The following is a 24,530-nucleotide window of genomic DNA, read 5'->3' on the forward strand; positions in this document are numbered from 1 at the left end:
GCCAAGAAGCCACTGATGCGAATTTCTCCGCCGCTGTTGACCTGCGCGCTGACGTTGCTGGCGGGCCTGGCGCAAGCGCAGCAGGCTGCGCCCACCTCCACCGACGGACCGGCCGGCAGCACTGCACAGACCGCCACCGCAGCGCCGCTGGCACCTGCTGCACTGGCGCCGCTGCCGGGCGGTAGCACGCGCGCGGCCTCACTGCGCGATCTGGGCATCGACTACGAAATCACCTTGCGTGGTGTGCAGGGCAGTGCCGGCGTGCCCTTCAGCGTGCGCAGCGACGAGATCGTCACCGCCGCCACGCTCAATCTGAGATACAGCTACTCGCCGTCGTTGTTGCCGGACCTGTCGCACGTCAAGGTCACCGTCAACGGCGTGACCGTGGCGACCTTGCCCGCCGACAAGGCCAATGCCGGCAAGTTGCTCTCGGCCGATCTGCCGATCGACCCGCGCCTGATCACCGACTACAACCAGCTCAACCTGCAGTTGATCGGCCATTACACGCGCGAGTGCGAAGACCCGGACCACAGCAGCCTGTGGGCGAATGTGGATGCGGCCACCAGCCTGTCGCTGACGACCACGCCGCTGGCGCTGGCCAACAACCTGGCGTTGCTGCCGGTGCCGTTCTTCGATGTGCGCGACACGCGCCGGCTGGAACTGCCGTTCTACTTTCCGCAGCAACCGGACCTGGCCACGCTGCAGGCGGCTGGCACGGTGGCCTCGTGGTTCGGCACCCTGGCCGGCTATCGCGGCGCGGTGTTTCCGGCATCGACCACCAGTCTGCCGGCGACCGGCAACGCGGTGGTCTTCGCCACGCCCGACACCTTGCCTGCGCAGTTCGCCACCGCCGACAGCGGTGTGGCCGATATCCGCGGCGCGACGGTAGCGGTGGTGGTCAACCCCACCGATCCCAACGGCAAGTTGTTGCTGGTGCTAGGCCGCAACACCGAGGACCTGCAACGCGCGGCCACGGCGCTGGCGCTGCATGCGCCGTTGAGTGGTGCGGTGGCGCGTATCGGCGAGCTGTCCGCGCCGGCGCCGCGCCAGCCCTACGATGCTCCCAAGTGGGTCTCCAGCGAGCGCCCGGTACGCTTCGGCGATCTGGTCAGCCAGCCCGGCGCGCTCAACGTCACCGGCTATCACCCGGATCTGATCCGGGTCGGCCTGCAGCTGCCGCCGGACCTGTTCGTGTGGGAGCGCGACGGCATTCCGGTGGCGTTGAAATACCGCTACACGGTGCCGGAGGCAGACAACAAGTCCGCGCTCAATGTCAGCATCAACCGGTCGTTCGTGACCACGCTGCCGCTGACCGGGCGCCCGTTCGCCGAATCCACGCCGATGCGCTGGTGGAACAGCCTGGGCACGCGCGGCAGCATGCCGGTGCATCAGGACCTGACGCTGCCGGTGGGCGCGTTTTCGGCCAATAGCCAGCTGCGTTTCCACTTCTTCTTCGATCGCCCGCAAGGCGAGGCGTGCAAGAACTCCTTCCCTGATGTGTCGGGCGCGATCGATGCCGATTCCACCATCGACCTGAGCGGCTTCCATCACTACATGGCGATGCCCAACCTGGCGGCCTTCGCCAATGCCGGTTACCCGTTCACGCGCCTGGCCGACTTGTCCGAGTCGGCGATCGTGCTGCCCGACAATCCGGGCGACCAGGATTTGGGCAACGTGCTGACCCTGCTCGGACGTTTCGGGGCCTCCACCGGCTACCCGGCGCTGCATGCGCAGATCATCGCCGCCAGCGCCGTGCAGCAGCACGCCGACCGCGATCTGCTGCTGCTGGGCAGCGCCGAGTCGCAGCCGTTGTTCAAGCAGTGGCGCGCGCAACTCCCGGTGAGCCAGGACGGGCAGAGCCGGCGCATCGGCCTGACCGACTGGCTGTTCGAAAAACTGCCCGGTTTCCTGTCCTTCGATGCGCGCCGCACCGACTTGCCCACCACCAGCGAGATCGCATTGCAGCCGCAGCCCGACGACGTGCTGTTGATGGGCTTCGAATCGCCGCTCAAATCCGGTCGCAGCGTGGTCGCGTTCCAGACCGAAGACCCCGCCAACATGGGCCGCCTGTTCGATGCCTGGTTCGACCCGACCTTGCTCAAGGACTTCCAGGGCAGCGTGGTGGTGCTGCAGCAGAAGAAGGTCACCAGCCTGGTCGGCAACCAGACCTATTACGTGGGCCACCTGCCGCTGCCGACCTGGCTGCGCTGGTATTTCTCGCACCATCCGGTGTGGCTGGCCTTCACCGTGGTGCTGCTGGCGCTGCTGCTGGCCCTGGCCGCGCGCGTCCTGCTGCGCCGGCACGCCGCCGAGCGCCTCAGCGAAGGCGGCAGCGCATGAAGACCGGTGCCCACGTCACCACGATGACGCGCCGCTACCTGCTGCGTGCCGGCGCACTGGCCGGCCTGGCCGCGGCGCTGCCGGCCGGCGCCAGGCCGGCACCTGCGCAGTGCGGCAGCTGGCCGCTGTGGAATGCCTTCGTGTCCAGGCACATCCAGCCCGATGGCCGGGTGGTGGATTTCCTCAACGCCGATCAACGCTCCACCTCCGAAGGGCAGTCGTACGCACTGTTCTTCGCCCTGGTCGCCAACGACCAGGTGCTGTTCGACAAGGTGCTGGGCTGGACCCGCCATAACCTGTGCGGCGGCCGCCCGGACCTCAACCTGCCGGCCTGGCTGTGGGGCCGCGACGACAGCGGCAGCTGGCGCGTGCTCGATGCCAACACGGCCAGCGATGGCGAGCTGTGGATTGCCTACGCCCTGCTGGAAGCCGGCCGGCTGTGGAACCGCCCCGGCTACGTCAAGGCCGGCCAGCAGATCCTGCAACTGATGCGCACCCAGGAAGTGGTTGCGCTGCCCGGCCTGGGGCCGATGCTGTTGCCCGGCCGCAGCGGATTCGTCGAGCCGGGCCGCTGGACCTTCAATCCCAGCTATCTGCCGATCCAGCTGCTGCGCCGTTGCGCCAATGCCGATCCCAAGGGCCCGTGGGCGGCGATCGCCGGCAACGCGGCGCGCGTGCTGCGCGAGAGTGCACCGGTCGGCGTTGCGCCGGATTGGACGGTGTGGGACGGCAAGGCCTTCGGTGCCGATCCCAAGCGCGGCAACCTAGGCAGCTACGACGCCATTCGCGTGTACCTGTGGGCCGGCATGCTCGATGCCGGCGAGCCGCTGCGGGCGCGGTTGTTGCAGGACCTGTCCGGCCCATCCGACCTGCTCGCCGCCGGCACCGGTTTTGCCGAAAAGACCGACACCGCGCGTGGCGTGGGCAGCGGCACGCTGCCGGTCGGGTTTTCCGCCGCGCTGCTGCCATACCTGAGCGCACGGGGTCAGCCGGCACTGCTCAAGGCGCAGGCGCAGCGCATCCCCGCGGCCGCCGAGCCCGCAGCCGCCGCCCTGCCGTATTACGAACGCACGCTGGCCCTGTTCGGACAGGGCTGGCTTGAGAACCGCTACCGCTTTGCCGCAGACGGGCGCCTGCTGCCTGCCTGGAGAACCCCTGCATGCTCCGCAAACACCTGACGCCGCTCTATCTCGCCGGCATGCTCGACCTGTGCCTGCTCGCCTGCCCGGCGCAGGCGCAGGCCAGCGCCACCCAGCAACTGGTGGGGCAGGGCAACTACTGGCACGACCAGGGCCGCGACGATCTGGCCGCCGATACCTGGAAGAAGCTGCTCGGCATCGACCCGGACCAGCCCGACGCCCTGCTCGGCCTGGCGCAGATCGATCTGGCACAGGGGCGCCAGTCCGAAGCGCGCAAGCGCCTGCAGCAACTGGACGCGGCCCACCCGCAATCGCCGCAGGCCCAGCGCCTGCGCGTGGCGATCGGCGCGCGCGGCAGTGCCGCCGTCGGCGAAGACCCCAACCTGCGCAACGCCCGCCGCGCCGCCGCGGCCGGGCGCTACGTGGAAGCGGCGCGCAGCTACGAGGCCGTGTTCGCCGGCAAGCCGCCGCCGCCGAACCTGGCGCTGGAGTACTACCAATCGCTGGCCGGCACGCCCACCGGCTGGGAACGCGCCCGCAACGGGCTGCGCACGCTGCAGGCCAGCGAACCGGGCAACCCGTCGCTGCAGCTGGCCCTGGCCCAGGTGCTCAGCTACCGCGAGCCCACCCGCCGCGAAGGCATCGCGCAATTGCGCACGCTGGCCCAGCGTGCGGATGTGGGTGGCCCGGCGCGCACCAGTTGGCGTCAGGCGCTGCTGTGGCTCAATGCGAGCAGTGCCGATGCGCCGCTGTATCAGGCCTTTCTCGCCGGCACCCCGAACGATGCCGAAGTCACCGCCAAACTCGGCCAGCTACGCGAACAGCGCGCTGCTGCGGCCGCGGCACCGGCCGATCCCAATGGCATCGCGCTGGGCGAGGGCTTCCGCGCGCTGAGCGCCAACAATCTGAGCCTGGCCGAACAACGCTTCACCCAGGTGCTGCGTGCCCGTGCGCGCGACCCGGAAGCGCTGGGCGGGCTGGGTTCGGTGCGCCTGCGTCAGCAGCGCTTTGCCGAAGCGCAGGAATTGCTGCGCCCGGCCGCGGCCAGCAACGGCAAATGGAAAAGCGCACTCGACAGCGCCCGCTACTGGCAGCAGCTGCAGCAGGCCGAGGCTGCGCGTGCGCGTGGCGACATCGCCCAGGCACGCCAGCTGGTGGAGCAGTCGGTCCAGTTGCTGCCCAACGAACCGGCCGGCCACGTGGCGCTGGGCGGCTTGCAGGCCGCCACCGACCCGGACGCGGCCGAGGCCAGTTATCGCAAGGCGCTGTCGCGCGATGCCGACAACGCCGGCGCCTTGCAGGGCCTGGTCGGGCTATACAGCCGCCAGGGCCGCATGCAGGAAGCCAGCGACCTGTTCAATCGGCTGCCGGCGGCCGAACGCGCCAAATCCGGCGGCCAGGCGCTGTTGCGTTCCAACGTGCAGCGCGCCCGCGCCCGCCAGTCGCTGGAGGCCGGCGATGTCGTCAGCGCGCAGGCCGAGCTGGAAACGGCCATGGTCGAACGCCCGGGCGATGCCTGGATCCGCCTGGATCTGGCGCGTCTGTACCAGCAGGCCGGTCGCCCCGACCAGGCCCGCAGCGTCATGGATGGCCTGCTCGCCGTGCATGGCGAGCAACCCGAAGCGCTGCATGCCAACGCCTTGCTCGCACAGGAAAGCGGTGACTGGCAGGGCGCCTACGACAGCCTGGAGCGCATCCCGGCCGCCGCGCGCACGCCGGAGATGACCCAGCTGCGCACCACCGCCTGGATCGAACTGCAGGCGCGTCAGGCGCGCCTGCTGGTGGAACAGGGCCGGGTGGGCGAGGCGCAGCAATTGCTCGCGCGTACCGAAACCGCGCTCGGCAACCAGCTCGACGACCCGCAACTGCTGGCCGCCCTGGCCGGCGCGCACGCCGACGCCGGCAACACCCCGCGCGCGCTGGTGCTGGCGCAGCGCCTGGTCACCGGTGCCAATCCGCGCACCGAAGACCGCCTGCAATATGCAGACGTGCTGCTGCGCGCACATCAGGACGCCGAACTGTCGGCCGTGTTGCGCCAGCTGCAATCCACCACCATGACGCCGGCGCAGCTGCGCCGCGCCCAAGCGCTGCGCAGCGCCTACACGCTGCGCCAGGTGGATGCGTTGCGCGAGCTGGGCAATCTAGAAGCTGCCTACGATGCGCTGTCGCCGATCCTGGCGCAGCAGCCGGACAACCGCGATGCGCAGGCCGCGTTGGCCCGCCTGTACGCGGCCTCCGGCGATCAGCGCCAGGCCCTGGCGATCTATCAGCAGATCCTGCAGCGTCATCCCGACGATCTGGACGCGCTCACCGCCGCCGCCAACAGCGCGGCCGCACAGTCGGATCTGCGCACTGCCGAGAGCTATCTGCAACGCGCACTGGCGCAGGCACCGCAGTCGCCGGATGTGCTGGCGGCTGCGGGCCGGGTGTATCGCAGTGCCGGCAAGAACCGCAAGGCCGAGCAGTATTTCCGCGCCGCGTTGGCCGCGCAGCAACGCCAGGCCGGGCAGCTCGACAACGGCCTGCCGGCCGCGCGCGGCCCGGCTGCAGTGGCCAGTTCCGGCCGCCCGCTCAATCCGTTCTCCGGCATGACCGGCGCCATGCCGCGCTCGCCGGCGCTGGTGTCCGAGCGCATGGACGCCGGCAGTGCCTATCCGCAGACCGCGTTGGCGCCGCTGCCCGCGCAACCGGCCACTGTCCGCTTCGCTACGCCCGTTCCCGTGCCTGTGACTGCCGACGCGTATGCCTACGCCGGCAACAGCGCCGATCCCTTGCCACCGCCGGTGAGCGCCAGCGCAGCGCCGCCCAGCCATTCGCGCCTGCCCGCACGCAGCACGCCGACGCTGGCACCGGCCGACGACCTGCGCCCGCGCGGCGCCGCGGCGCAGGCACTGCTGCCGGCCAGCAGCGGCAATAGCGTGCTCGACGAATTGCGCGCCGTGCAATCGGAAAACAGCGACAACCTGGCCGGTGGCGCGCTGTACCGTTCGCGCGATGGCGAAGACGGCCTGGGCCGCCTGGACGATATCGAAATGCCGCTGCAGGCCGAGTTCGCGGTGGGCGAGGGCAAGCTCGGCGTCACGCTCACGCCCACCGTGGTCGATGCCGGCACGCTGACCACCGACTACGCGACCGCCAGCCGCTTTGGCGCCGGCCCGCAGAGTGCGGTGAACGATGCGCTGGCCGCCGATCGCAGCCCGATCGATGCATTGGTCAGCTCGTCGGTGTACCAACTGCTTGCCACCCAGGGCGACACCGCGGCCACGCGCGAGCGCCTGCGCCGGTATGCCTTGAGTACCGGCCTGTTCGGCGAGCTGCTCACCGAAAACAACAACAGCACACCCGCCGCCCTGGCCAATCAACCGTTGCCTGCGTATCTGCTCAGCGTCAACGCATCCAATACGTCGATCGCGCAGCTGGCACGCGACATCCTCGGCAACACCGCCATCAGCGCGCAACTGGCCGCCGGCGATGGCGCCGCACTGCAGGCGCTGGCCAGCAGCAGCGCCGCCGCGCAGCAGACGCCCACAGCGCTGGCGGCCACCCTCAACAGCATGGCCGCCACCGGCAACGGCGCGCGCCGGCTCAGCCAGGACGACACCGGCGTGGGCGTCGGCGTGCGCTACCGCAATGGCGGGTTCAGCGCCGACGTGGGGAGCACGCCAATCGGCTTCCAGGAGCAGAACGTGGTGGGCGGGCTTGGCTATCGCGGCGAACTCGGCGAGGCGGCGGGCTGGTCGGCCGATGTATCGCGGCGCGCCGTCACCGACAGCGTGCTCTCGTTCGCCGGCGCGCAGGATGCACGCAGTGGTCGCGAGTGGGGCGGGGTGACCAGCAACGGCATCGCCCTGTCGGCCAACGCCGACAACGGCCTGCTCGGCGGCTACGCCAATCTTGCCGCGCATCGGGTGACCGGCACTCACGTGGCCGACAACGACCACCGCCAGGCCGATCTCGGTTTCTACGTGCACGCGCTGGAAACGCAGAATCAGTCGCTCACTGCCGGCGTCAATCTGACCGCCATGCAGTACGACAAGAACCTCAGCGGCTTCACCTACGGCCACGGCGGTTACTTCAGCCCGCAGGAGTATGTGGACCTCGGCTTCCCGGTGCACTGGAGCGGCCGCAGCGCCGGGCAGAGCGTCAACTGGAAGGTCGATGCCAGCATCGGCGTACAGCATTTCAAGACCGATCCCACGCCGTATTTCCCTACCGACCCGACCCTGCAACAGGCCGCCTACGATGCCGCATCGCTGGCCGCGCTGCTCGGCCTGGTCGATCGCTACACCGATCCGGTGTACGCGGGCGAAAGCCGCACCGGGGTGTCCTACAACCTCAGTGGCGCCGCCGAATGGCAGGTGGCGCCGCAGTTGTTCCTGGGCGGGCGCATGACCTTCAACAACGCACGCGACTACAACCAGTTCAGCAGCAATCTCTATCTGCGTTTCGTGATGGATCGCCTGGGCGCCGCGCTGGGCCGCGCACCGCAGGTGCTGACCTCGCCATATGCTGCGGATCGCTGAGTCAGGCAACGAGGCACGGCGAGTGAGGCCAGGCGTCTTGTGATGCCATGCAACCGGGCGTGTGTGCATCAGTGAAGCACGCACCGGTTGCCGTCGCGCAGCCGTACCGCATCGCGGCCCGGAGGTGACCTGCCATCAACGCCGTGCATCGGCGCGCGTTGCCGCAGGCAATGTTCTGATCGCGGATAAACGAACGGCGCCTCCCGGCGCCGTTCGCATCTTCTCCAGCCACATGCGCCTGGGTTACGGGCGCACCTTGGTCGCGCAGACGAACGTGGCAGCCTGCTGTACACGACTGATCGCACCCTGGTCTTCCAGCTCGCGGATGTGGTCGTTCATGCAGGTCAGGTAGCCGAGGCGGTTGCCTGCGTTCTGCGTCTTGCACAGGCTGCTTTCGGCCGTCAGGTTGGCGCCGACGATCAAGCCGCCCGGCTCCACGGTGGGCACCAGCGTGTTGCAGCTGCCCAGCCGGGTCAGGCCACGGTTCAAGGTCCAGCCGATATCGGCAAACATCGCTGGGGTCAGGTCGATGTTCAGATGTGCCTGCACCTCCGGCGTGTCGAACGGCTCCATCAACGCATTCGGCTGCAGATCGGTATCGAAGTGCGAGAACGTCGACCCGCCGGCCACCACGCTGGGGGCGTACAGGCGGGTGCGGCCCGCGGTGTCGGTGCCCTGCAGCAGCTCCGGATCCTCGTACAGCCCGGCTATCACGGCGGTGCTGCTCTTCAAGCGTGCGCCGTCGGCCTGCGAGACCATGATCGCCGGAATGGTGATGTCGGTGATCGGTGGCGCGGCATTGCCCATGGTCTGCACGCCGGCGACGTTGTTGGCCACGATCACGCCCACCGCACCGTTGAGCTGGGCGTTCTTGACCTTGATGGCGAAGGCGCAGGTACCGCGGTCGATCAACGCCACCTTGCCGGCCACCGCTGCCGCATTGACGAATGGCGTCTCGCAGCCATCGCTGCTCGATGCAGCGGCAACGCCGTCATCGACCGTGACGACCGCACGCGCCGGGAAGTTGCGCGCGGTGGCCAGCGGCCCGAAGCTGGCAAAGCCCACCTCGAACTTGCCCGCCGCAGCGCTGGGCGCGGTCACCCGCAGCAGGGTGCGCGGATCCAGGATCAAGGCCGCCTCGCGATTGACGCCGGTCCCGGCCCACACCGTGCGGCCCGGCGTGCGCATCGCTTCGGCGCGCAGGGCATTGGTCATGGCCGGGTCGTCGAAGCGCTTGTTCTGCACGTTGTCGTAGGCCTGCGAGGTGTACACGTCGGTCAGGCCGCTGCCCGAGCCGAGCACACCGGTGGTCTTGTTGAGGAAACCGGCAGCACCCAGGCCATGGCCGATCTCGTGCATCACCACGTTGAGGAAGTTGATCTGGCCTTCCGGCGTCTTGCCGTCCAGACCCAGGTACCAGCCGGAGCCGGCCAGGCAGTCGTCCTTGCCCAGGTCGCCGTTGAACTGCGAGAACACGTCGGCCGGATCGGCCGGGTCGGGCACCAGGTCCTGTCCGGCGATTGCATCGCCGAGCGCCGACGGGTACAGCGTGTTCGGCTTGGCGCCGGGAAAATTGTTGACGATCCAGTTCGGGCCGGCCTGGCCCAGCGTGCCGCCGGTGGCGGTGCAGTTCAGCCGCGCGAACGAGGCATAGACCTTGATCTCCACGTTGCTCTGCAGCACCGCACCCCACAGGTCCATCGCGTACTGGTAGGCGATCCGGCGCTGTTCGCCCACCGAGCGCCCGGGATTGCCGCCCAGCGGCGTGGCGGCGGTCGGGTCGTTCAAGCCGACCACGGTGCCGGCATCGCCATTGATCAGCGTGACGGTGGCAGCCGAGGCCTGCAGCGGAGCGAGCGCCGCACCCACCGCCAGGGACAACAGCAACAAGGGCTTATTCATGCGGCAGCGCTCCGTGCTCGGCGTGGGCGGGTAGGGTCTGGGCGTCGTCACTGTGTTCGATCACGACACGGCCATCTGCCTGGCGGGTGGCGGTCAGCGAACTCATTTGCGTGGCCGGCAACTTGCGCGCCACGGTGCCGTTGGGCAGGCGGCGTTCGGTAGCGCGGGCGGCCGCTTCGGTCTGCGGCAGCGTCGGGCCGGTCGTCGCGCGACGGGACGCCGCACCGGTCTGCTGGGCCTGTTGATCCAGCGCCGCGCTTTCGGCATCGGTCAGTGGGCGCAACTTGCCGGTGATCGGGTCGATGCCGACCTTGGAACTGGCGGCGACGTCCTGCGCCCCGGCCACAGCCGGCAGGCAGGCAACGCACAAGAGGCCGGACAACATCCATCCGGGCTTGCGAAAGCTCATCATTGTTGGGGTTTCCTTGGGGTCCAACCAGAGAAAGAACGCCGTGCAACAACCGGCGTTCGGGAGAATCCTTCCGATTTAGTCTGTTCATGACTGAATCATGAATCCGTGACTTGTGTCAATCTTTTGACAGACGAGGCGCTGGAAGCGAGGGCGCGGCCTGAAAAAGTCAGCTTGCGGCTTGTGTTTTGCTGGTTTTCAAAAATTCAGTAAGCACCGCCAGGCGGGCCGGGTCAGAAATTTGGCGCCAAGGCCGGCCCGGTGCGCGTGTGTCACCCAGGTGCCCGGCGGCTGCGCGGTGGCTCTGACGCTTTTACGGATCAGGCTGATTGCGGCGTGTGGTTTTCTGAGAGGGCGCCGAGAGCGCTCCGAGACGATCCGGCGGATGAGCGAAAGGTGCCGGAGCAGGGGGCGCGAACTCCGCCGGCGCGCCGTCTTCGACTACGCGAAGAAGGGGAGGAGCAAGGGCGAGAAAGGGGCGCCCGGCGCACCAACGGATCCGCGTCGGCTCCCTTCTCCCATCGGGAGAAGGTGCCCCGCAGGGCGTCAACGGATCCGCATCGGCTCCCTTCTCCCGTCGGGAGAAGGTGCCCGCAGGGCGTCAACGGATCCGCATCGGCTCCCTTCTCCCGTCGGGAGAAGGTGCCCCGCAGGGGCGGATGAGGGTATGGGCCGAGCCTGGTGCAGGCGGGCGCCGTGAGCGGCTTCGCCCCGTACCCTCACCCCAACCCCTCTCCCGCAGGAGAGGGGCCTGCAGTCCTGCTGCATCGAGACCGTCGGCATTGAGGCAGTGGGCTGGAAACAGCAAGCAGCAAACAACTACTAACCAAAGAGGCGATCAAGTCCCAAGCTGACAATCGTGCAAGTGCCCTTAAAAAGTGGTGTTGGTGTTGGTGTTGGCGCTAAGCGCTAAGCGCTACGAGCTAAGAGCTAAGCGATAAAAAGCGATAAGCGATAAGCGCTGGTGCTGAGTGCTAAGTACTGAGCACCAGTGCACGTAGCCTCACGCATCCCCCGTACACTGCGCGTTGAGCGTATCGCTGCGTCATCAGCGATCGCAAAATCCAGTCTTTATCGAACCAGTCGGGCCGCGCATGCACGTCGTCATCTATCACAACCCTGCCTGCGGCACGTCCCGCAATACACTGGCCTTGATCCGGCATGTCGGTATCGAACCGCAGATCGTGCACTACCTGCAGCAGCCGCCGGACCGGCAGACGCTGCAGTCGTTGATTGCCGACGCTGGTCTGTCGGTACGCGGGGCCATCCGCCAGAAGGGCACGCCGTATCTGGAACTGGGGCTCGACGACCCCGCGCTGGACGAGGCGGCCCTGCTGAGCGCCATGCTGGCGCATCCGATCCTGATCAATCGCCCGTTCGTGCAGTCGCCGCTGGGTACGCGCCTGTGTCGTCCATCCGAGCAGGTGCTGGAGGTATTGCCGCCGGCCAGCGGCCCTTTCGTCAAGGAAGACGGCGAGCGCGTGCTGGACGACACCGGGCAGCGGATCGTGCGCTGAACGCTGCGGTGCCCGGCAAGAGCGGGGCAATCGAGTCGCGGCGTTGACGCCCAGGCCGTCATGTACCTCGCCATGGCATGGCGGCACGGCATGCAGCACTGCGTTTCGGCAACGGCCGCTGGATATGGCGGCACCTGTGCCTTGAGGTGCAGACCGCTACGCTCACCTCAAGGTACGCCACACGCCCTAAGATCGCTGCATCGTTTATCAGGAGCATCCGCATGATTCGCGAGATCATCCGCATGGGCGACAAGCGCCTGCTGCGTGTCGCCCCCCCGGTGACCAACCTCGGCAGTGCCGAATTGCAGGCCTTGGTGACCGATATGTTCGAGACCATGGACGATGCGCGCGGCGTGGGCCTGGCCGCGCCGCAAATCGCGGTGGACCTGCAGTTGATGGTGTTCGGTTTCGAGGCCAGCGAGCGTTATCCCGAGGCGCCCGCGGTGCCGCGCACGGCGTTGGCCAATGCGCAGATCGAGCCGTTGTCCGAGGAGATGGAAAACGGCTGGGAAGGCTGCCTGTCGATCCCCGGCCTGCGCGCGGTGATCCCGCGTTACCGCTACATCCGCTATCGCGGTTTTGCGCCTGACGGCAGCCCGATCGCGCGCGAGGCCGAGGGCTTCCATGCGCGCGTGGTCCAGCACGAGTACGACCATCTGGTCGGCCGCCTGTACCCCTCGCGCATCGAAAACTTCGACACCTTCGGGTTCGAAGATGTGCTGTCGTACGAGCTGTAACATCTGGGGCGATGGCCGCAGCTTGCGGTGTTGCCGCAGGCAGCACCTGGCGGCCGGCTACATCGCTCCAGGCGCGCAACATCCACACCCGCATAGCCGCCGGGACGGAAAACAACAAGGGCGCCTGACGGCGCCCTTGTTGTGCTTACTTCAGCGCCTTGAAGCGCAGGCGTTTCGGGCCGGCGTCATCGCCCATGCGGCGACGCTTGTCTTCTTCGTACTCGCGGTAGTTGCCCTGGAAAAACTCCACGTGCGAGTGGCCTTCGAACGCCAGGATGTGCGTGGCGATGCGATCCAGGAACCAGCGATCGTGCGAAATCACGAAGGTGTTGCCGGGGAATTCCAGCAAGGCGTCTTCCAGCGCACGCAGGGTTTCGATGTCCAGGTCGTTGGACGGTTCGTCGAGCAGCAGCACGTTGCCGCCCTGCAGCAGCGTCTTGGCCATGTGCAGGCGACCGCGCTCACCGCCGGACAGCGAGCCGACCATCTTCTGCTGGTCCTGGCCCTTGAAGTTGAAGCGGCCGATGTAGGCGCGCGACTGGATCTCCACGCCGTTGATGTTGAGGATGTCCAGCCCGCCAGCGATCTCCTGGAAGACGTTGTGGTTGCCTTCCAGCGCGTCGCGGCTCTGGTCCACGTAGGACAGCTGCACGGTGGGGCCGACCACGATCTCGCCGGAATCGGGCTTTTCCTGGCCGGTGATCATCTTGAACAGGGTCGACTTACCGGCACCGTTGGGGCCGATGATGCCGACGATGGCGCCGGGCGGCACGATCATCGACAGGTTGTCGATCAGCAGGCGGTCGCCGAACTTCTTGGAGACGTTCTTGAACTCCATCACCGAGTTGCCCAGGCGCTCGCCCGGCGGGATGAAGATTTCATTGGTCTCGTTGCGGCGCTGGTAATCCACCGACTGCAATTCTTCCAGGCGCGCCAGGCGTGCCTTGCCCTTGGTGCGGCCGCCCTTGGCGTTCTGCCGCGACCATTCCAGTTCCTTCTGGATCGCCTTCTGGCGTGACTTTTCCTGGTTGTCTTCCTGCTTGAGGCGCTCGTCCTTCTGTGTCAGCCAGTCGGTGTAGTTGCCCTTCCACGGAATGCCGCGGCCGCGGTCCAGTTCCAGGATCCACTCGGCGGCGTTGTCCAGGAAGTAGCGATCATGCGTCACCGCCACCACGGTGCCGGTGTAACGCGCCAGGAACTGTTCCAGCCATTCCACCGACTCGGCGTCCAGGTGGTTGGTGGGTTCGTCGAGCAGCAGCATGTCCGGCTTCTGCAACAGCAGGCGGCACAGCGCCACACGGCGCTTCTCGCCGCCGGACAGCTTGCCCACGATCGCTTCCCACGGCGGCAGGCGCAGCGCATCGGCGGCCACGTCCAGCTGGTTTTCCAGGGTGTGCGCATCGCCGGCGGCCAGGATCGCCTCCAGGCGCTCCTGTTCCTTGGCCAGCGCGTCGAAATCGGCGCCTTCCTCGGCATAGGCCAGATACACCGCATCCAGCGCGGCCTGGGCCTGCAACACGTCGCCCACGCCTTCTTCCACCGCTTCGCGCACGGTGTGCTCGGGGTTGAGTTGCGGTTCCTGGGCCAGATAGCCGACCTTGATGCCGGCCTGCGGGCGGGCTTCGCCCTCGAAGTCGGTGTCCACGCCGGCCATGATCTTGAGCACCGTCGACTTGCCCGCGCCGTTCAGGCCCAGCAGGCCGATCTTGGCGCCCGGGAAAAAGCTCAGCGAGATGTCCTTGATGATCTGCCGCTTGGGCGGGACCACCTTGCTGACGCGGTTCATGGTGTAGATGTATTGCGACATGGGTGCTCCGTGGACGCAGGCAGCCCGCCGGCCGAGGCCGGAGGCAGCGGAAAAGGGATTGCGCCGATTATACCGGCAAGTGCCGCGGGCCCGGCAGGCGACAGCGCAGCTAAACGGCAGCCTACCTATTACCTGAATAGGCGTTTTCGTAACCGATTCCAGCAAGAATGCGTTAAGGCGAGCGGCGTCTTAATGAAATTGCGACATCGCAAACAGGAGCTGGGCCATGAACCGCAAACGCATCGTTACCGCTGTGCTTTCCTCCATCCTGGCGCTGGGCTGCGTGGCCCCGGCGTTTGCCGGCGACTGGGACCGCGACCACGACCGCCGCGGACATGACCGTGGCCATCGCGATCACCGTGGTGACCGCGGTGACTGGCGCAACGATCGCCGCGAGTGGCGGGATGACCGCCGGGCCGACCGCCGCGAATGGCGCGACGACCGCCGTCACTACAGCAACGGCTACCGCGAGGGGTATCGCGACGCCCGATACCAGGACCGTCGCTACGACCGCAACCGGGTCTATGTCTACGACCGCCCTGCGTACTACCGCGCCGGCCCGCCGCCGCGTCCGTACTGGGCGCGCGGTCAGCGCTATCACGGCCCGGTCTACGTGATCAATGACTACGACCGCTACGATCTGCGCCGCCCACCGTACGGCTACCGCTGGCAGCGCGATGACCGCGGCAACCTGCTGCTGGTCGCGATTGCCTCCGGCATCATCGCCGACCTGGTGCTCAACAACTAAGAGCCCCTAACCACGCTACTGCGAGGCCGTCAGGCGGGCGCGGCCGGCGTTCGGAATCCTCGTGTACCAAGCGTACACATCGGCTCCGGCGCGTCGCCACACCCACCTGACGACTGCCCGCGCCGTTCTGTTAGCCGCCCTAAGCCGGCAGTGCCCGGTTCGCCTGTTGGGCAATCGGGCCGGCCATCACACAAGGGCGCACCTCGGTGCGCCCTTGCTGTTTCGCGGCGCATGCGTGGCGCCGGCCGCGCGCCAGGCGCCAGGCATGCGATTGGTCACCCGTGCGGCGGGGGCTTACAATCGGCGGCCCTACTGGCTGCAGCTGCTCCGGAGCTTTGCATGTTCTCGCGCGACGTCCGACTGGAAACCTACGACCCCGAACTGGCCAAGGCCATCGCCGCTGAAGTCGGCCGCCAGGAGGATCACGTCGAGCTGATCGCCAGCGAAAACTACTGCAGCCCGCTGGTGATGGAAGCACAGGGCAGCCAGCTGACCAACAAGTACGCCGAAGGCTATCCGGGCAAGCGCTACTACGGTGGCTGCGAATACGTCGACATCGCCGAGCAGCTGGCGATCGACCGCATCAAACAGGTGTTTGGCGCGGGCTCCACGGAAGATATGTATGCAAATGTGCAGCCGCATAGCGGCTCGCAGGCCAACCAGGCGGTGTATCTGGCGCTGCTGCAGCCGGGCGACACCATCCTGGGCATGAGCCTGGCCCATGGCGGCCACCTGACCCACGGCGCCAAGGTCAATGTCTCCGGCAAGCTGTTCAACGCCGTGCAGTACGGCGTCAACGAGCAGGGCCTGATCGATTACGACGAGGTGCAGCGCCTGGCCACCGAGCACAAGCCGAAGATGGTCGTGGCCGGTTTCTCTGCGTATTCGCAGAAGATCGACTGGGCGCGCTTCCGTGCCATCGCCGACAGCGTCGGTGCCTACCTGTTCGTGGACATGGCGCACATCGCCGGCCTGGTGGCTGCCGGTGTGTACCCCAGCCCGATGGAGCACGCGCATGTGGTCACCTCGACTACCCACAAGACCCTGCGCGGCCCGCGCGGCGGCATCATCGTGGCCAAGGGCGCGAGCGAGGAGTTGCAGAAGAAGCTGCAGTCGATCGTGTTCCCCGGCATCCAGGGCGGCCCGCTGATGCACGTCATCGCGGCCAAGGCCGTGGCCTTCAAGGAAGCGCTGGAGCCAGCCTTCAAGACCTACCAGCAGCAGGTGGTCAAGAATGCCCAGGCCATGGCCAACACGCTCATTGCACGCGGCTACAAGATCGTCTCCGGTGGCACCGAAAATCACCTGATGCTGGTGGACATGATCGGTCGCGACGTCTCCGGCAAGGAGGCAGAAGCCGCGCTCGGCAAGGCCCACATCACCGTCAACAAGAACTCGGTGCCCAACGACCCGCGCTCGCCGTTCGTGACCTCGGGCCTGCGCCTGGGGACCCCGGCCATCACCACGCGCGGCTACAAGGAACAGGACAGCATCGACCTGGCCAACTGGATCGCCGACGTGCTGGACGCACCAACCGACGAAGCAGTGCTCGCCAAGGTCCGCGATGCGGTGACCGCGCAGTGCAAGAAATATCCGGTGTATGGCTGAGATGCCGGGATTGGAGATTCGTGATTCGGGATGCGCTAACCGCGCGTCCTTGCTTGTGCTGTTGCCAATCCCGAATCCCCAATCCCAAATCCCGGACGTCTGATGCACTGCCCCTTCTGCCAGCACAACGACACCCGGGTGATTGATTCGCGCGTGTCCGAAGACGGCACGACGATCCGTCGGCGGCGCGAGTGCGAGGCCTGCGGCGAGCGTTTCAGCACCCTGGAAACGATCGAACTCAAGCTGCCCACCGTGGTCAAGAGCGACGGTGGACGCGAGGCGTTTGATGCGCGCAAGTTGCGCACCAGCTTCGACCGCGCGCTGCAGAAGCGCCCCGTCGCCGAAGAACAGATCGAAGCGGCGGTGCGGGCGGTCGTGCATCAGCTGCGCATGTCCGGCGAACGCGAAGTGGGTTCCCTGCGGGTAGGCGAATACGTGATGGTCGAGCTGCGCAAGCTCGATCACGTCGGCTACGTACGCTTTGCCTCGGTGTATCGCAGTTTTCAGGACGTGGCGGATTTTCGCGAAGAGATCGAAAAGCTCGAACGCGAACTGCCGGTCGGCAGCGAACAACTGCCGCTGCTGGAAGCGGCACTGGAACGCGCCGGCAAACCCGGCAAGCGGTGAGCGCGATGCGCATCGCCTGCGTTGCAGAAACGCCGGACGATCTGCCTGCGATTGCGCAAGCGCATCTGCAGGCCTTCGGCGCGTTGTTGCCGGAGTGGAACCTCGATGAGGCGCTGAGCGAACTGCGCAGCCATACACGTGATGGCGTCATCCCGACGACCTGGGTGGCGCTGGATCGGGCGCAGTGGCTCGGCTCGGTGAGCCTGCTCGAAAACGACGACGCCCGCATGCGGCAATGGTCTCCCTGGCTGGCCTCGTTATACGTGCGGCCGCAGGCGCGCGGGCAGGGCATCGGCGAGGCACTGGTGGCGCATTGCGTGCAAGCCGCTGCGCGCCTGGGCGTGCCGCTGCTGTACCTGTACTGCCAGCCGGTCCTGGTGCCGTTTTACCAGCGTCTGGGATGGCAGACGCATACCGAATTCTCGCTGGGGCCGATGCAGATCGTGGTGATGTGCATTGCGCCGGGAGTGCAACGCAATGACTGAGACCACGACGGGCGCGAGTGCCGACGACCACCGCTGGATGGCGCAGGCCTTGCGCCTGGCCGAGCGCGGCGCCTACACCACGCGCCCCAATCCGATGGTGGGCTGCGTGATCGTGCGCGACGGCGTGTGCGTGGGTGAAGGCTTCCACCAACGCGCCGGCGGCCCACATGCCGAAGTGTTCGCATTGCGCGCAGCCGGCGAGCTGGCGCGCGGGGCGACCGTCTATGTCACCCTGGAGCCGTGCGCGCATTACGGGCGCACGCCGCCGTGCGCGTTGGCGTTGATTGAGGCAGGGGTCACGCGTGTGGTCGCGGCAATGGCCGACCCGTTTCCACAGGTCAATGGCGGCGGTTTCGCGCTGCTGCGCGAGGCTGGGATCGCGGTGCTGAGTGGGGTGATGCAAGCCCAGGCGCGCCTGCTCAACCAGGGTTTCCTGTCGCGCGTGGAGCGTGGCCGGCCGTGGGTACGGGTCAAGCTCGGCGCCAGTCTGGATGGACGCACCGCCCTGGCCAGCGGCGAATCCAAATGGATCACCGGAAGCGACGCGCGCGCCGATGTGCAACGTTGGCGCGCACGTGCCGGCGCGATCCTGACCGGTGCCGGCACCGTGCTGGCCGACGATCCGTCGATGACGGTGCGGCTCGGCGACGACACTCCCTTCGTGCCGCCGTTGCGGGTGGTGCTGGATGCCGGCCTGCGCAGCTTGGCGTGCAGGAACATTCGCCACGGCGATGCACCGACGTTGTATCTGCATGGCGATGCCGTCGCGCCGACCGCGGTGGATGGTGCGGAGTGCGCGGCATTGCCGCTGCGCGCTGGTCGCTTCGATCTGGCTGCGGTGCTGGCGTTGCTGGCCCGGCGTGGCATCAACGAAGTGCACGTGGAAGCCGGCGCCACGCTGGGCGGTGCGCTGTTGCAGGCCGGGTTGGTCGATGAGCTGTTGGTGTATATGGCGCCCGTGTTGCTCGGCAACACTGCAAGGCCCCTGCTCGCTGGCCTTGGCATCGAAACGCTGGCGCAGCGGCATGCATTGCAGCTGTGCGATGTGCGTCAGCTCGGGCAGGATCTGCGTCTGCGCTATACGCCGCTCGCGATGGCGTGAGCGCCGCAAAAAGAAAGGCCCCGCATGCGGGGCCTTTAACTGCCGGTAACGCGCGTGATCAGAAGCTGGCGCGGACACCGACGCGGTACTGGTTGGCGTTGTCGATGAACTCGACTTCGCCGACCAGGCCCCAGGTGGTGGTGAAGTTGACCTGGCCGCCGAGGGTACCGACGAATTCGCCTTCGTCCACGTCGCTGCCGTCGATGTAGCCGGCCTTGATCCAGGCTTCGGTACGCGGCGAGGGCTTGCCGCGCAGGCCCAGGTTGCCGAAGCCCAGGGTGCTGGTATCGGACGAATCGCCAAGCGAACGGCCGCCGCGACGCAGATCGGATTCGACCTTGGAGCGCAGCACGCTGATGTCGGCGGTGAATTCGACGCGCTCGGTCATTTCCTGGCGGTAACCAATACCCAGATTCGCCTGCTGGAGTGTGCCTTCGAGCACGAAGCCCGCGCCCAGGTTGAAGTCCTTCTCGGCACGCTGGTAGCCAGCGAACACGTAGACGGGCTCGGCGATCTGCCACGAACCGCGGATGTAGCCGCCATCCAGGTCGTCCGAATCCTCGTTGACGCTGATCTCGGTACGGTTCCAGCCGCCTTCGACGTAGCTATAGCTCAGGCCTTCCGCAGACGCGGCAAACGGGGCGGCGGCCAGCACGGCAGCCAGAATCAGGGTAGTGCGCATTGAGTGGTCTCTCCGAAATGATGTCCGTGTCTCCACCCCGTTGCGGGGCGGAAGGGCGACGTCTCCCGTCGCGGGGTGCAATTTAACAGACTCTTCACAAAACTGGCTATGGGGGATTTCCTGACATGACGCAGCGTCCTGTCAGCCATGGCTTTCAGACAGTTGAGGGCAGAACAGGCGCTGCTAAACTGCGCGAGCCGGTTCGCCGGCACTTACGAACGTCTTCAGGGCGGGGTGCGATTCCCCACCGGCGGTAGGCACGTGCAAGCGTGCGAGCCCGCGAGCGCTTCGCAGCGATGGTTGGCACTGCATGTGTCGGGCATCGCGCGAAGGTCAGCAGATCCGGTCCAATGCCGGAGCCGACGGTATAGTCCGGATGAAAGAAGACGGCCACCGCGCAGCCCTGCGGCTGTGCGCGCGCCTGTTTGCTTTGCCTTGTGGCGTTTTTCGCTCAACTCCTGCGAGAAACGACTATGTCTTTGCATCACCCGCTGCGCTGTAATGCACCTGCTCACCGCCCGACTTCCGCGCAGCGCTCGCTGCAGAAGGGGGCGCGCTGATGTTCACCGGAATCATTGAAGGCGTCGGCCACCTGGCCGCGCGCCAGCCGCAGGCCGGCGATGTGCGTTTCACCTTCGCCACCGGCAGCCTGCCGTTCGACGCCGTGCAGCTGGGCGAGAGCATCGCGGTCAATGGCGTGTGCCTGACCGTGATCGCGTTCGACGCAACCAGCTTCCAGGCCGATGCGTCCACCGAAACCCTGTCGCTGACCACATTGGGTGCGTTGCCCGAAGGCGCGGTGCTCAACCTCGAACGCGCGATGCGGCCCACCGACCGGCTCGGCGGGCATCTGGTCAGCGGGCATGTGGATGGTCTGGGCCAGGTGCAGTCGGTGCATGGCGATGCACGTGCGCAGCGCTGGCGGTTTGCCGCCCCATCATCGGTATTGCGCTATGTGGCCAAAAAAGGCTCGATCTGCGTGGACGGCGTCAGCCTGACCGTCAATGAGGTGGACGAAGACGGGTTCGAGGTTGCGCTGATCCCGCATACGGTGGCCAACACGGCGTTTTCCGCGACCGCGGTGGGCGCGGCGGTGAATCTGGAAATCGACCTCGTGGCGCGCTATGTCGAACGCCTGCTCGGCGCGCGGGGTGCGGCATGAACTTCGCACCGGTTCCCGAGCTGATCGAAGAGTTGCGTGCCGGGCGCATGGTGGTGATCGTCGACGACGAAGACCGCGAAAACGAGGGCGACCTGATCATGGCCGCCGAGCTGGTCAAGCCGTCGGACATCAATTTCATGGTGACCCACGCACGCGGGCTGGTGTGCCTGTCGCTGACCCGCGAGCGCTGTGCGCAGCTTGGGCTGGCGCCGATGGTGCGCAACAACACCGCGCAGTTCCAGACCAACTTCACCGTCAGCATCGAGGCGGCCGAGGGCGTGACCACCGGTATTTCGGCCTACGATCGCGCCCACACCGTGCGTACCGCAGTGCGCCCGGATGCCCGGCCGCAGGATCTGAGCCAGCCGGGCCACATCTTCCCGCTGATTTCCCAGCCCGGCGGCGTGCTGACCCGTGCCGGCCACACCGAGGCCGCCAGCGACCTGCCGATGCTGGCCGGGCTGGAGCCGGCCGGCGTGCTGGTGGAAGTGCTCAACCCGGACGGCAGCATGGCGCGCCGCCCGCAGCTGGAAGTGTTCGCACGCGAGCATGGGCTGAAGATGGGCTCGATCGCCGACCTGATCGCCTACCGCCTGGCCAACGAGCACACCGTCGAGCGTGTGGACGCGCGCGAGATCAGTACCGAATTCGGCCCGTTCCAGCTGGTGACCTACCGCGACCGCATCGCCCACGACTTGCACTTTGCCCTGGTGCGCGGCAACGCGGATCCACAGACGCCGACACTGGTGCGCGTGCAGGTGGAAAACCCGCTGGCCGACCTGCTGCACTGGCAGCGCGAGGATTTCGGCGTGGCCGCCACCGATGCCTTGCGCGCGATCGCCGCCGAAGGGCAGGGGGTGATGGTGGTGCTGTCGGCCCCGCGCGACAGCGAATCGTTGTTGGCACGGCTGCGCCAGCAGCCCGAAGCTGCGGCCAACGCCAAGGATGTGAGCCAGTGGCGGCGCAATGGCGCTGGTGCGCAGATCCTGGCCGAGCTGGGCCTGGGCAAGCTGCGCGTGCTCGGCACCCCGCGCCGGCAGGTGGGTCTGGCCGGGTTCGGGCTGGAGGTGGTGGAGTACCTGGAATGCCATCCCGGCGAAGGCGCGCGCTCGGTGCCGCCGTCCGCGGTCCCCTGAGCTGGCGGCGAGCCATTGCCGCCGTCAGCTGATCCGCCCCGAAGACCCCGGCCGCTGCCGCTGCCGGTGCTGAGGCCGGGCTGGCGGCGCGCGCCGTCAGTCGTGTCCCGGCCCGGTGTCGGCCGCCGGTTGCCGCCGTGGGCTGCGCCAGCTGGCGCACCGGCGGCGAGTCGCCGCCCCGTCTGTGTCTTGAATCGGAAGGCCGGGTCTGCTTGGGCGGACCCGGCCTGCACGCGGCGGCCGGGCCTGGCGCGGCAGCTGTTAAACTTCCCGCCCCCTCGAGTTGCCGACCCGCATGACCCACTACGAAGGCGATCTCCGCCCCACCACCGCGCGCTTTGCGATCATCGCCAGCCGCTGGAATGCCCGCATCACCGACGTGCTGGTTGCCGGCGCGCGCCAGAGCCTGGCCGGCAACGGCATCGGCGAGGACGCCATCGACGTGATCCGCGTGCCCGGCGCCTGGGAAATCCCGATCGCCGCCAACCGCGTGGCGCAGTCCGGCCAGCATGGCGCGATCATCGCGCTGGGCTGCGTGATCCGTGGCGATACCCGCCACTACGAGCACGTGGCCGACCTGTGCGCCGAAGGCCTGATGAGCGTGCAGTTGCAGACCGGCGTGCCGGTGCTCAACGGCGTGCTGGCGGTGGAGCGCGTGGAAGATGCCGAGGCACGTGCCGGCGGCAGCCACGGCAACAAGGGCGAGGAATGCGCGCTTGCGGCGCTGGAACTGGTGAATTTGATGGAGTTGTTGCCATGAGCAAGTCCGGTGGACATGCCCGCCACGGCCGTCGCGACGGCATCGACCCGGTGCTGCGCTCGCGCGCGCGCCGCCGCGCCCTGCAGGCGGTGTATGCGTGGCAGATTTCCGGCGGATTCGCCAAGCAGGTGATCGCCCAGTTTGCGCATGAGCAGGCGCACGAGGTGGCCGATCTGGCGTACTTCGAAAGCCTGGTCGATGGCGTGATTGCCAATCGCGTGGAGCTGGATACCGCGCTGACGCCGTATCTGGACCGCGGCGTGGAAGAGGTCGATGCGATCGAACGTGCGGTGCTGCGCCTGGCGGCCTACGAGCTGTTGTACCGGCAGGACGTGCCGTACCGCGTGGTGATCAACGAAGCGATCGAAACCGCCAAGCGCTTCGGCTCCGAACATGGGCACACCTACGTCAATGGCGTGCTCGATCGCGCGGCGGTGGAGTGGCGCAAGGTGGAGTCGGGTGCCAGCGGCGCCTGAGCGCCGCGAGAATCGGGAGTGGGGAATCGGGAATCGTAAAAGCCTGCGTTCCCGCGATGTCCCGATGCATTTGCGATTCCCAATTCTCGATTCCCTATTCCCGCCCCGATGCCTGAATTCGATCTGATTGCCCGTCTGCGCGCGCGCATTGCCACGCGGGCCGACGTGCCGTTGGGCATTGGCGACGACGCGGCATTGCTGCAACCGCCGGCAGGCGAGCAACTGGCCATCACGGCCGATACGCTCAATGCCGGGGTGCATTTTCCGCTTGAGACGCGCGCCGACGATCTCGGCTGGAAAACACTGGCCGTCAATCTGTCCGATCTTGCCGCGATGGGCGCGCAGCCGCGCTGGTGCACGTTGTCGCTGTCGTTGCCGCACGACGATCTGGCCTGGGTGGAGGCATTTGCCGATGGCTTCTTCGCGCTGGCCGATGCGCACGAGATTGCCTTGGTCGGCGGCGATACCACGCGCGGGCCGCTGTCGTGTGCGGTGACTGCCATCGGCAGCGTGCCGCCGGGTGCGGCGCTGCGTCGCGATGGCGCGCGCGTGGGCGATGACGTGTGGGTGACCGGTGCGCTCGGCGAGGCGGCGGCGGCGTTGTCGTTATGGCAGGCGGGCCAGTTGGATGTCACGCGCGTGGCGGCTGATCCGGTGCACGAACGCTGGCGCGGCCGGCTGCTGCGTCCGCAACCACGGGTGCAGGCCGGCCTGCGCTTGCGGGGTCTTGCGCACGCCTGCGTGGATGTCTCGGACGGTCTGCTGGCCGATCTGGGCCACTTGTGCGAGCGCAGCGGTGTGGGCGCACAGTTGGCGTCAGCGGCCTTGCCGGCGATGTCGCGCAGCGCAGGAATCAGCGCACTGCAATGCACCGGCTGGCAATTGGGCGGCGGCGACGATTACGAGCTGTGTTTCACCGCCGCGCCACAGCACCGCGACGCCGTGCTGCAGGCACTGGCATTTGCCGACGTCGCGGCCACGCGCCTTGGCCGGATCACGGCCGCGCCGGGCGTGGTGGTGCACGACGCCGAGGGCCGTACCTGGCAACCGCCGCAGCGCGGATACCAGCATTTCGTCGGCTGACCCGTAAGGATTGCTGCAGGCGCGAATGCTGCGCTGCTCGATGGCAGCGGCGGCGGGGTGATGCGGCGCGCAGCAGCAGGTGCTTCGATCAACGCACCGAGTGACGTTGTCTCGACGATTTGGTGGCCCTCATCGCGCAGCTGCAGCGCCAATTTCTCTGCTGCTTGCGCAGCAACCGCAGGCACGATCGCCCCGGCAGCGACATGCGTGCGCGTCGAGTCGGCCCGGGATTCGAGAATTGCGAACTGCCGTGTTCGCCACATCCGCTCGTTGCCGCTTCTCCGCAG

General features: G+C 67.5%; 19 protein-coding genes, 1 other RNA gene and 1 riboswitch. Of the genes, 16 read left to right on the forward strand and 4 right to left on the reverse strand.

Annotated elements, in window-relative coordinates; translation table 11 throughout:
- Positions 1-15 precede the first annotated feature (15 nt).
- From bcsB to ACCQ10_RS04115, 3 genes are read left to right on the forward strand one after another with little or no spacing between them, the layout of a single operon-like run.
- Positions 16-2,340, forward strand: coding sequence for a cellulose biosynthesis cyclic di-GMP-binding regulatory protein BcsB (gene bcsB, locus ACCQ10_RS04105; RefSeq protein WP_372362317.1), 2,325 nt, complete (start codon positions 16-18; stop codon positions 2,338-2,340).
- Positions 2,337-3,518 (forward strand): cellulose synthase complex periplasmic endoglucanase BcsZ, encoded by a 1,182-nt coding sequence (gene bcsZ, locus ACCQ10_RS04110; RefSeq protein ID WP_372362318.1) that lies wholly within the window; start codon positions 2,337-2,339, stop codon positions 3,516-3,518. Before bcsB ends, bcsZ begins: the two co-directional genes overlap by 4 nt.
- Positions 3,500-8,002, forward strand: coding sequence for a cellulose biosynthesis protein BcsC (locus tag ACCQ10_RS04115; protein ID WP_372362319.1), 4,503 nt, complete (start codon positions 3,500-3,502; stop codon positions 8,000-8,002). The genes bcsZ and ACCQ10_RS04115 overlap by 19 nt, the downstream gene beginning before the upstream one ends.
- 243 nt (positions 8,003-8,245) lie before the next feature.
- On the opposite strand, the gene ACCQ10_RS04120 is transcribed toward ACCQ10_RS04115, so the two are convergent.
- Positions 8,246-9,904 carry a PA domain-containing protein gene (locus tag ACCQ10_RS04120; protein WP_372362320.1) on the reverse strand — a complete coding sequence of 553 codons (1,659 nt, stop codon included), beginning with the start codon at positions 9,902-9,904 and terminating at the stop codon, positions 8,246-8,248.
- Positions 9,897-10,316, reverse strand: coding sequence for a post-PEP-CTERM-1 domain-containing protein (locus tag ACCQ10_RS04125; RefSeq protein WP_372362321.1), 420 nt, complete (start codon positions 10,314-10,316; stop codon positions 9,897-9,899). Before ACCQ10_RS04125 ends, ACCQ10_RS04120 begins: the two co-directional genes overlap by 8 nt.
- A 1,091-nt stretch (positions 10,317-11,407) precedes the next feature.
- On the opposite strand from ACCQ10_RS04125, the gene arsC reads away from it, so the two are divergent.
- Both arsC and def read left to right on the forward strand, forming a co-directional pair.
- Positions 11,408-11,830, forward strand: coding sequence for an arsenate reductase (glutaredoxin) (gene arsC / locus ACCQ10_RS04130; RefSeq protein ID WP_372362322.1), 423 nt, complete (start codon positions 11,408-11,410; stop codon positions 11,828-11,830).
- Positions 11,831-12,051: 221 nt separating this feature from the next.
- Complete coding sequence (def, locus tag ACCQ10_RS04135; protein ID WP_039408260.1) at positions 12,052-12,567, forward strand: peptide deformylase; 516 nt, start codon at positions 12,052-12,054, stop codon at positions 12,565-12,567.
- Between the two features lie 145 nt (positions 12,568-12,712).
- Here the strand turns inward: def and ettA are convergent, their stop codons facing one another.
- Entirely contained in the window at positions 12,713-14,374 is a 1,662-nt protein-coding gene (ettA, locus tag ACCQ10_RS04140) for an energy-dependent translational throttle protein EttA (protein WP_372362323.1), read from the reverse strand.
- Positions 14,375-14,600: 226 nt separating this feature from the next.
- Here ettA and ACCQ10_RS04145 point away from each other — a divergent pair, with 226 nt between their 5' ends.
- The 6 genes from ACCQ10_RS04145 to ribD all read left to right on the forward strand — a co-directional run bounded on the left by ACCQ10_RS04145 (position 14,601) and on the right by ribD (position 18,944).
- On the forward strand, positions 14,601-15,122 hold the full coding sequence (locus ACCQ10_RS04145; RefSeq protein ID WP_372362324.1) for an RcnB family protein: 522 nt from the start codon (positions 14,601-14,603) through the stop codon (positions 15,120-15,122).
- 61 nt (positions 15,123-15,183) lie between these two features.
- Positions 15,184-15,258: non-coding RNA, sX9 sRNA (locus tag ACCQ10_RS04150), on the forward strand.
- A gap of 203 nt (positions 15,259-15,461) precedes the next feature.
- Complete coding sequence (gene glyA / locus ACCQ10_RS04155) at positions 15,462-16,730, forward strand: serine hydroxymethyltransferase (protein ID WP_039408252.1); 1,269 nt, start codon at positions 15,462-15,464, stop codon at positions 16,728-16,730.
- A 102-nt stretch (positions 16,731-16,832) separates the two neighbouring features.
- The gene (nrdR, locus tag ACCQ10_RS04160; protein ID WP_003490311.1) at positions 16,833-17,357 is read left to right on the forward strand and encodes a transcriptional regulator NrdR; all 525 of its coding nucleotides are present in this window, start codon (positions 16,833-16,835) and stop codon (positions 17,355-17,357) included.
- Positions 17,354-17,842: a GNAT family N-acetyltransferase gene (locus ACCQ10_RS04165; RefSeq protein WP_039408247.1), complete on the forward strand. Its 489-nt coding sequence runs from the start codon at positions 17,354-17,356 to the stop codon at positions 17,840-17,842. Before nrdR ends, ACCQ10_RS04165 begins: the two co-directional genes overlap by 4 nt.
- Positions 17,835-18,944 (forward strand): bifunctional diaminohydroxyphosphoribosylaminopyrimidine deaminase/5-amino-6-(5-phosphoribosylamino)uracil reductase RibD, encoded by a 1,110-nt coding sequence (ribD, locus tag ACCQ10_RS04170; RefSeq protein WP_372362325.1) that lies wholly within the window; start codon positions 17,835-17,837, stop codon positions 18,942-18,944. Before ACCQ10_RS04165 ends, ribD begins: the two co-directional genes overlap by 8 nt.
- Positions 18,945-19,002: 58 nt before the next feature.
- Here the strand turns inward: ribD and ACCQ10_RS04175 are convergent, their stop codons facing one another.
- Positions 19,003-19,626, reverse strand: a complete 624-nt coding sequence (locus tag ACCQ10_RS04175) for a hypothetical protein (RefSeq protein ID WP_184383917.1) — start codon at positions 19,624-19,626, stop codon at positions 19,003-19,005.
- 216 nt (positions 19,627-19,842) lie between these two features.
- A riboswitch (FMN riboswitch) is annotated at positions 19,843-20,018 on the forward strand.
- Between the two features lie 167 nt (positions 20,019-20,185).
- On the opposite strand from ACCQ10_RS04175, the gene ACCQ10_RS04180 reads away from it, so the two are divergent.
- The 5 genes from ACCQ10_RS04180 to thiL all read left to right on the forward strand — a co-directional run bounded on the left by ACCQ10_RS04180 (position 20,186) and on the right by thiL (position 24,243).
- Complete coding sequence (locus ACCQ10_RS04180) at positions 20,186-20,788, forward strand: riboflavin synthase (protein ID WP_372362326.1); 603 nt, start codon at positions 20,186-20,188, stop codon at positions 20,786-20,788.
- The gene (ribB, locus tag ACCQ10_RS04185; protein WP_372362327.1) at positions 20,785-21,924 is read left to right on the forward strand and encodes a 3,4-dihydroxy-2-butanone-4-phosphate synthase; all 1,140 of its coding nucleotides are present in this window, start codon (positions 20,785-20,787) and stop codon (positions 21,922-21,924) included. Before ACCQ10_RS04180 ends, ribB begins: the two co-directional genes overlap by 4 nt.
- A 295-nt stretch (positions 21,925-22,219) precedes the next feature.
- Positions 22,220-22,684 (forward strand): 6,7-dimethyl-8-ribityllumazine synthase, encoded by a 465-nt coding sequence (gene ribH, locus ACCQ10_RS04190; RefSeq protein WP_003490334.1) that lies wholly within the window; start codon positions 22,220-22,222, stop codon positions 22,682-22,684.
- Positions 22,681-23,160, forward strand: coding sequence for a transcription antitermination factor NusB (gene nusB, locus ACCQ10_RS04195; RefSeq protein ID WP_047697643.1), 480 nt, complete (start codon positions 22,681-22,683; stop codon positions 23,158-23,160). The genes ribH and nusB overlap by 4 nt, the downstream gene beginning before the upstream one ends.
- A gap of 108 nt (positions 23,161-23,268) precedes the next feature.
- Complete coding sequence (gene thiL / locus ACCQ10_RS04200) at positions 23,269-24,243, forward strand: thiamine-phosphate kinase (protein WP_372362328.1); 975 nt, start codon at positions 23,269-23,271, stop codon at positions 24,241-24,243.
- Positions 24,244-24,530 lie beyond the last annotated feature (287 nt).

Source organism: Xanthomonas sp. NCPPB 1325 (genome assembly GCF_041477645.2).
In the GTDB taxonomy this organism is placed as follows: Bacteria; Pseudomonadota; Gammaproteobacteria; order Xanthomonadales; family Xanthomonadaceae; genus Xanthomonas; species Xanthomonas cannabis.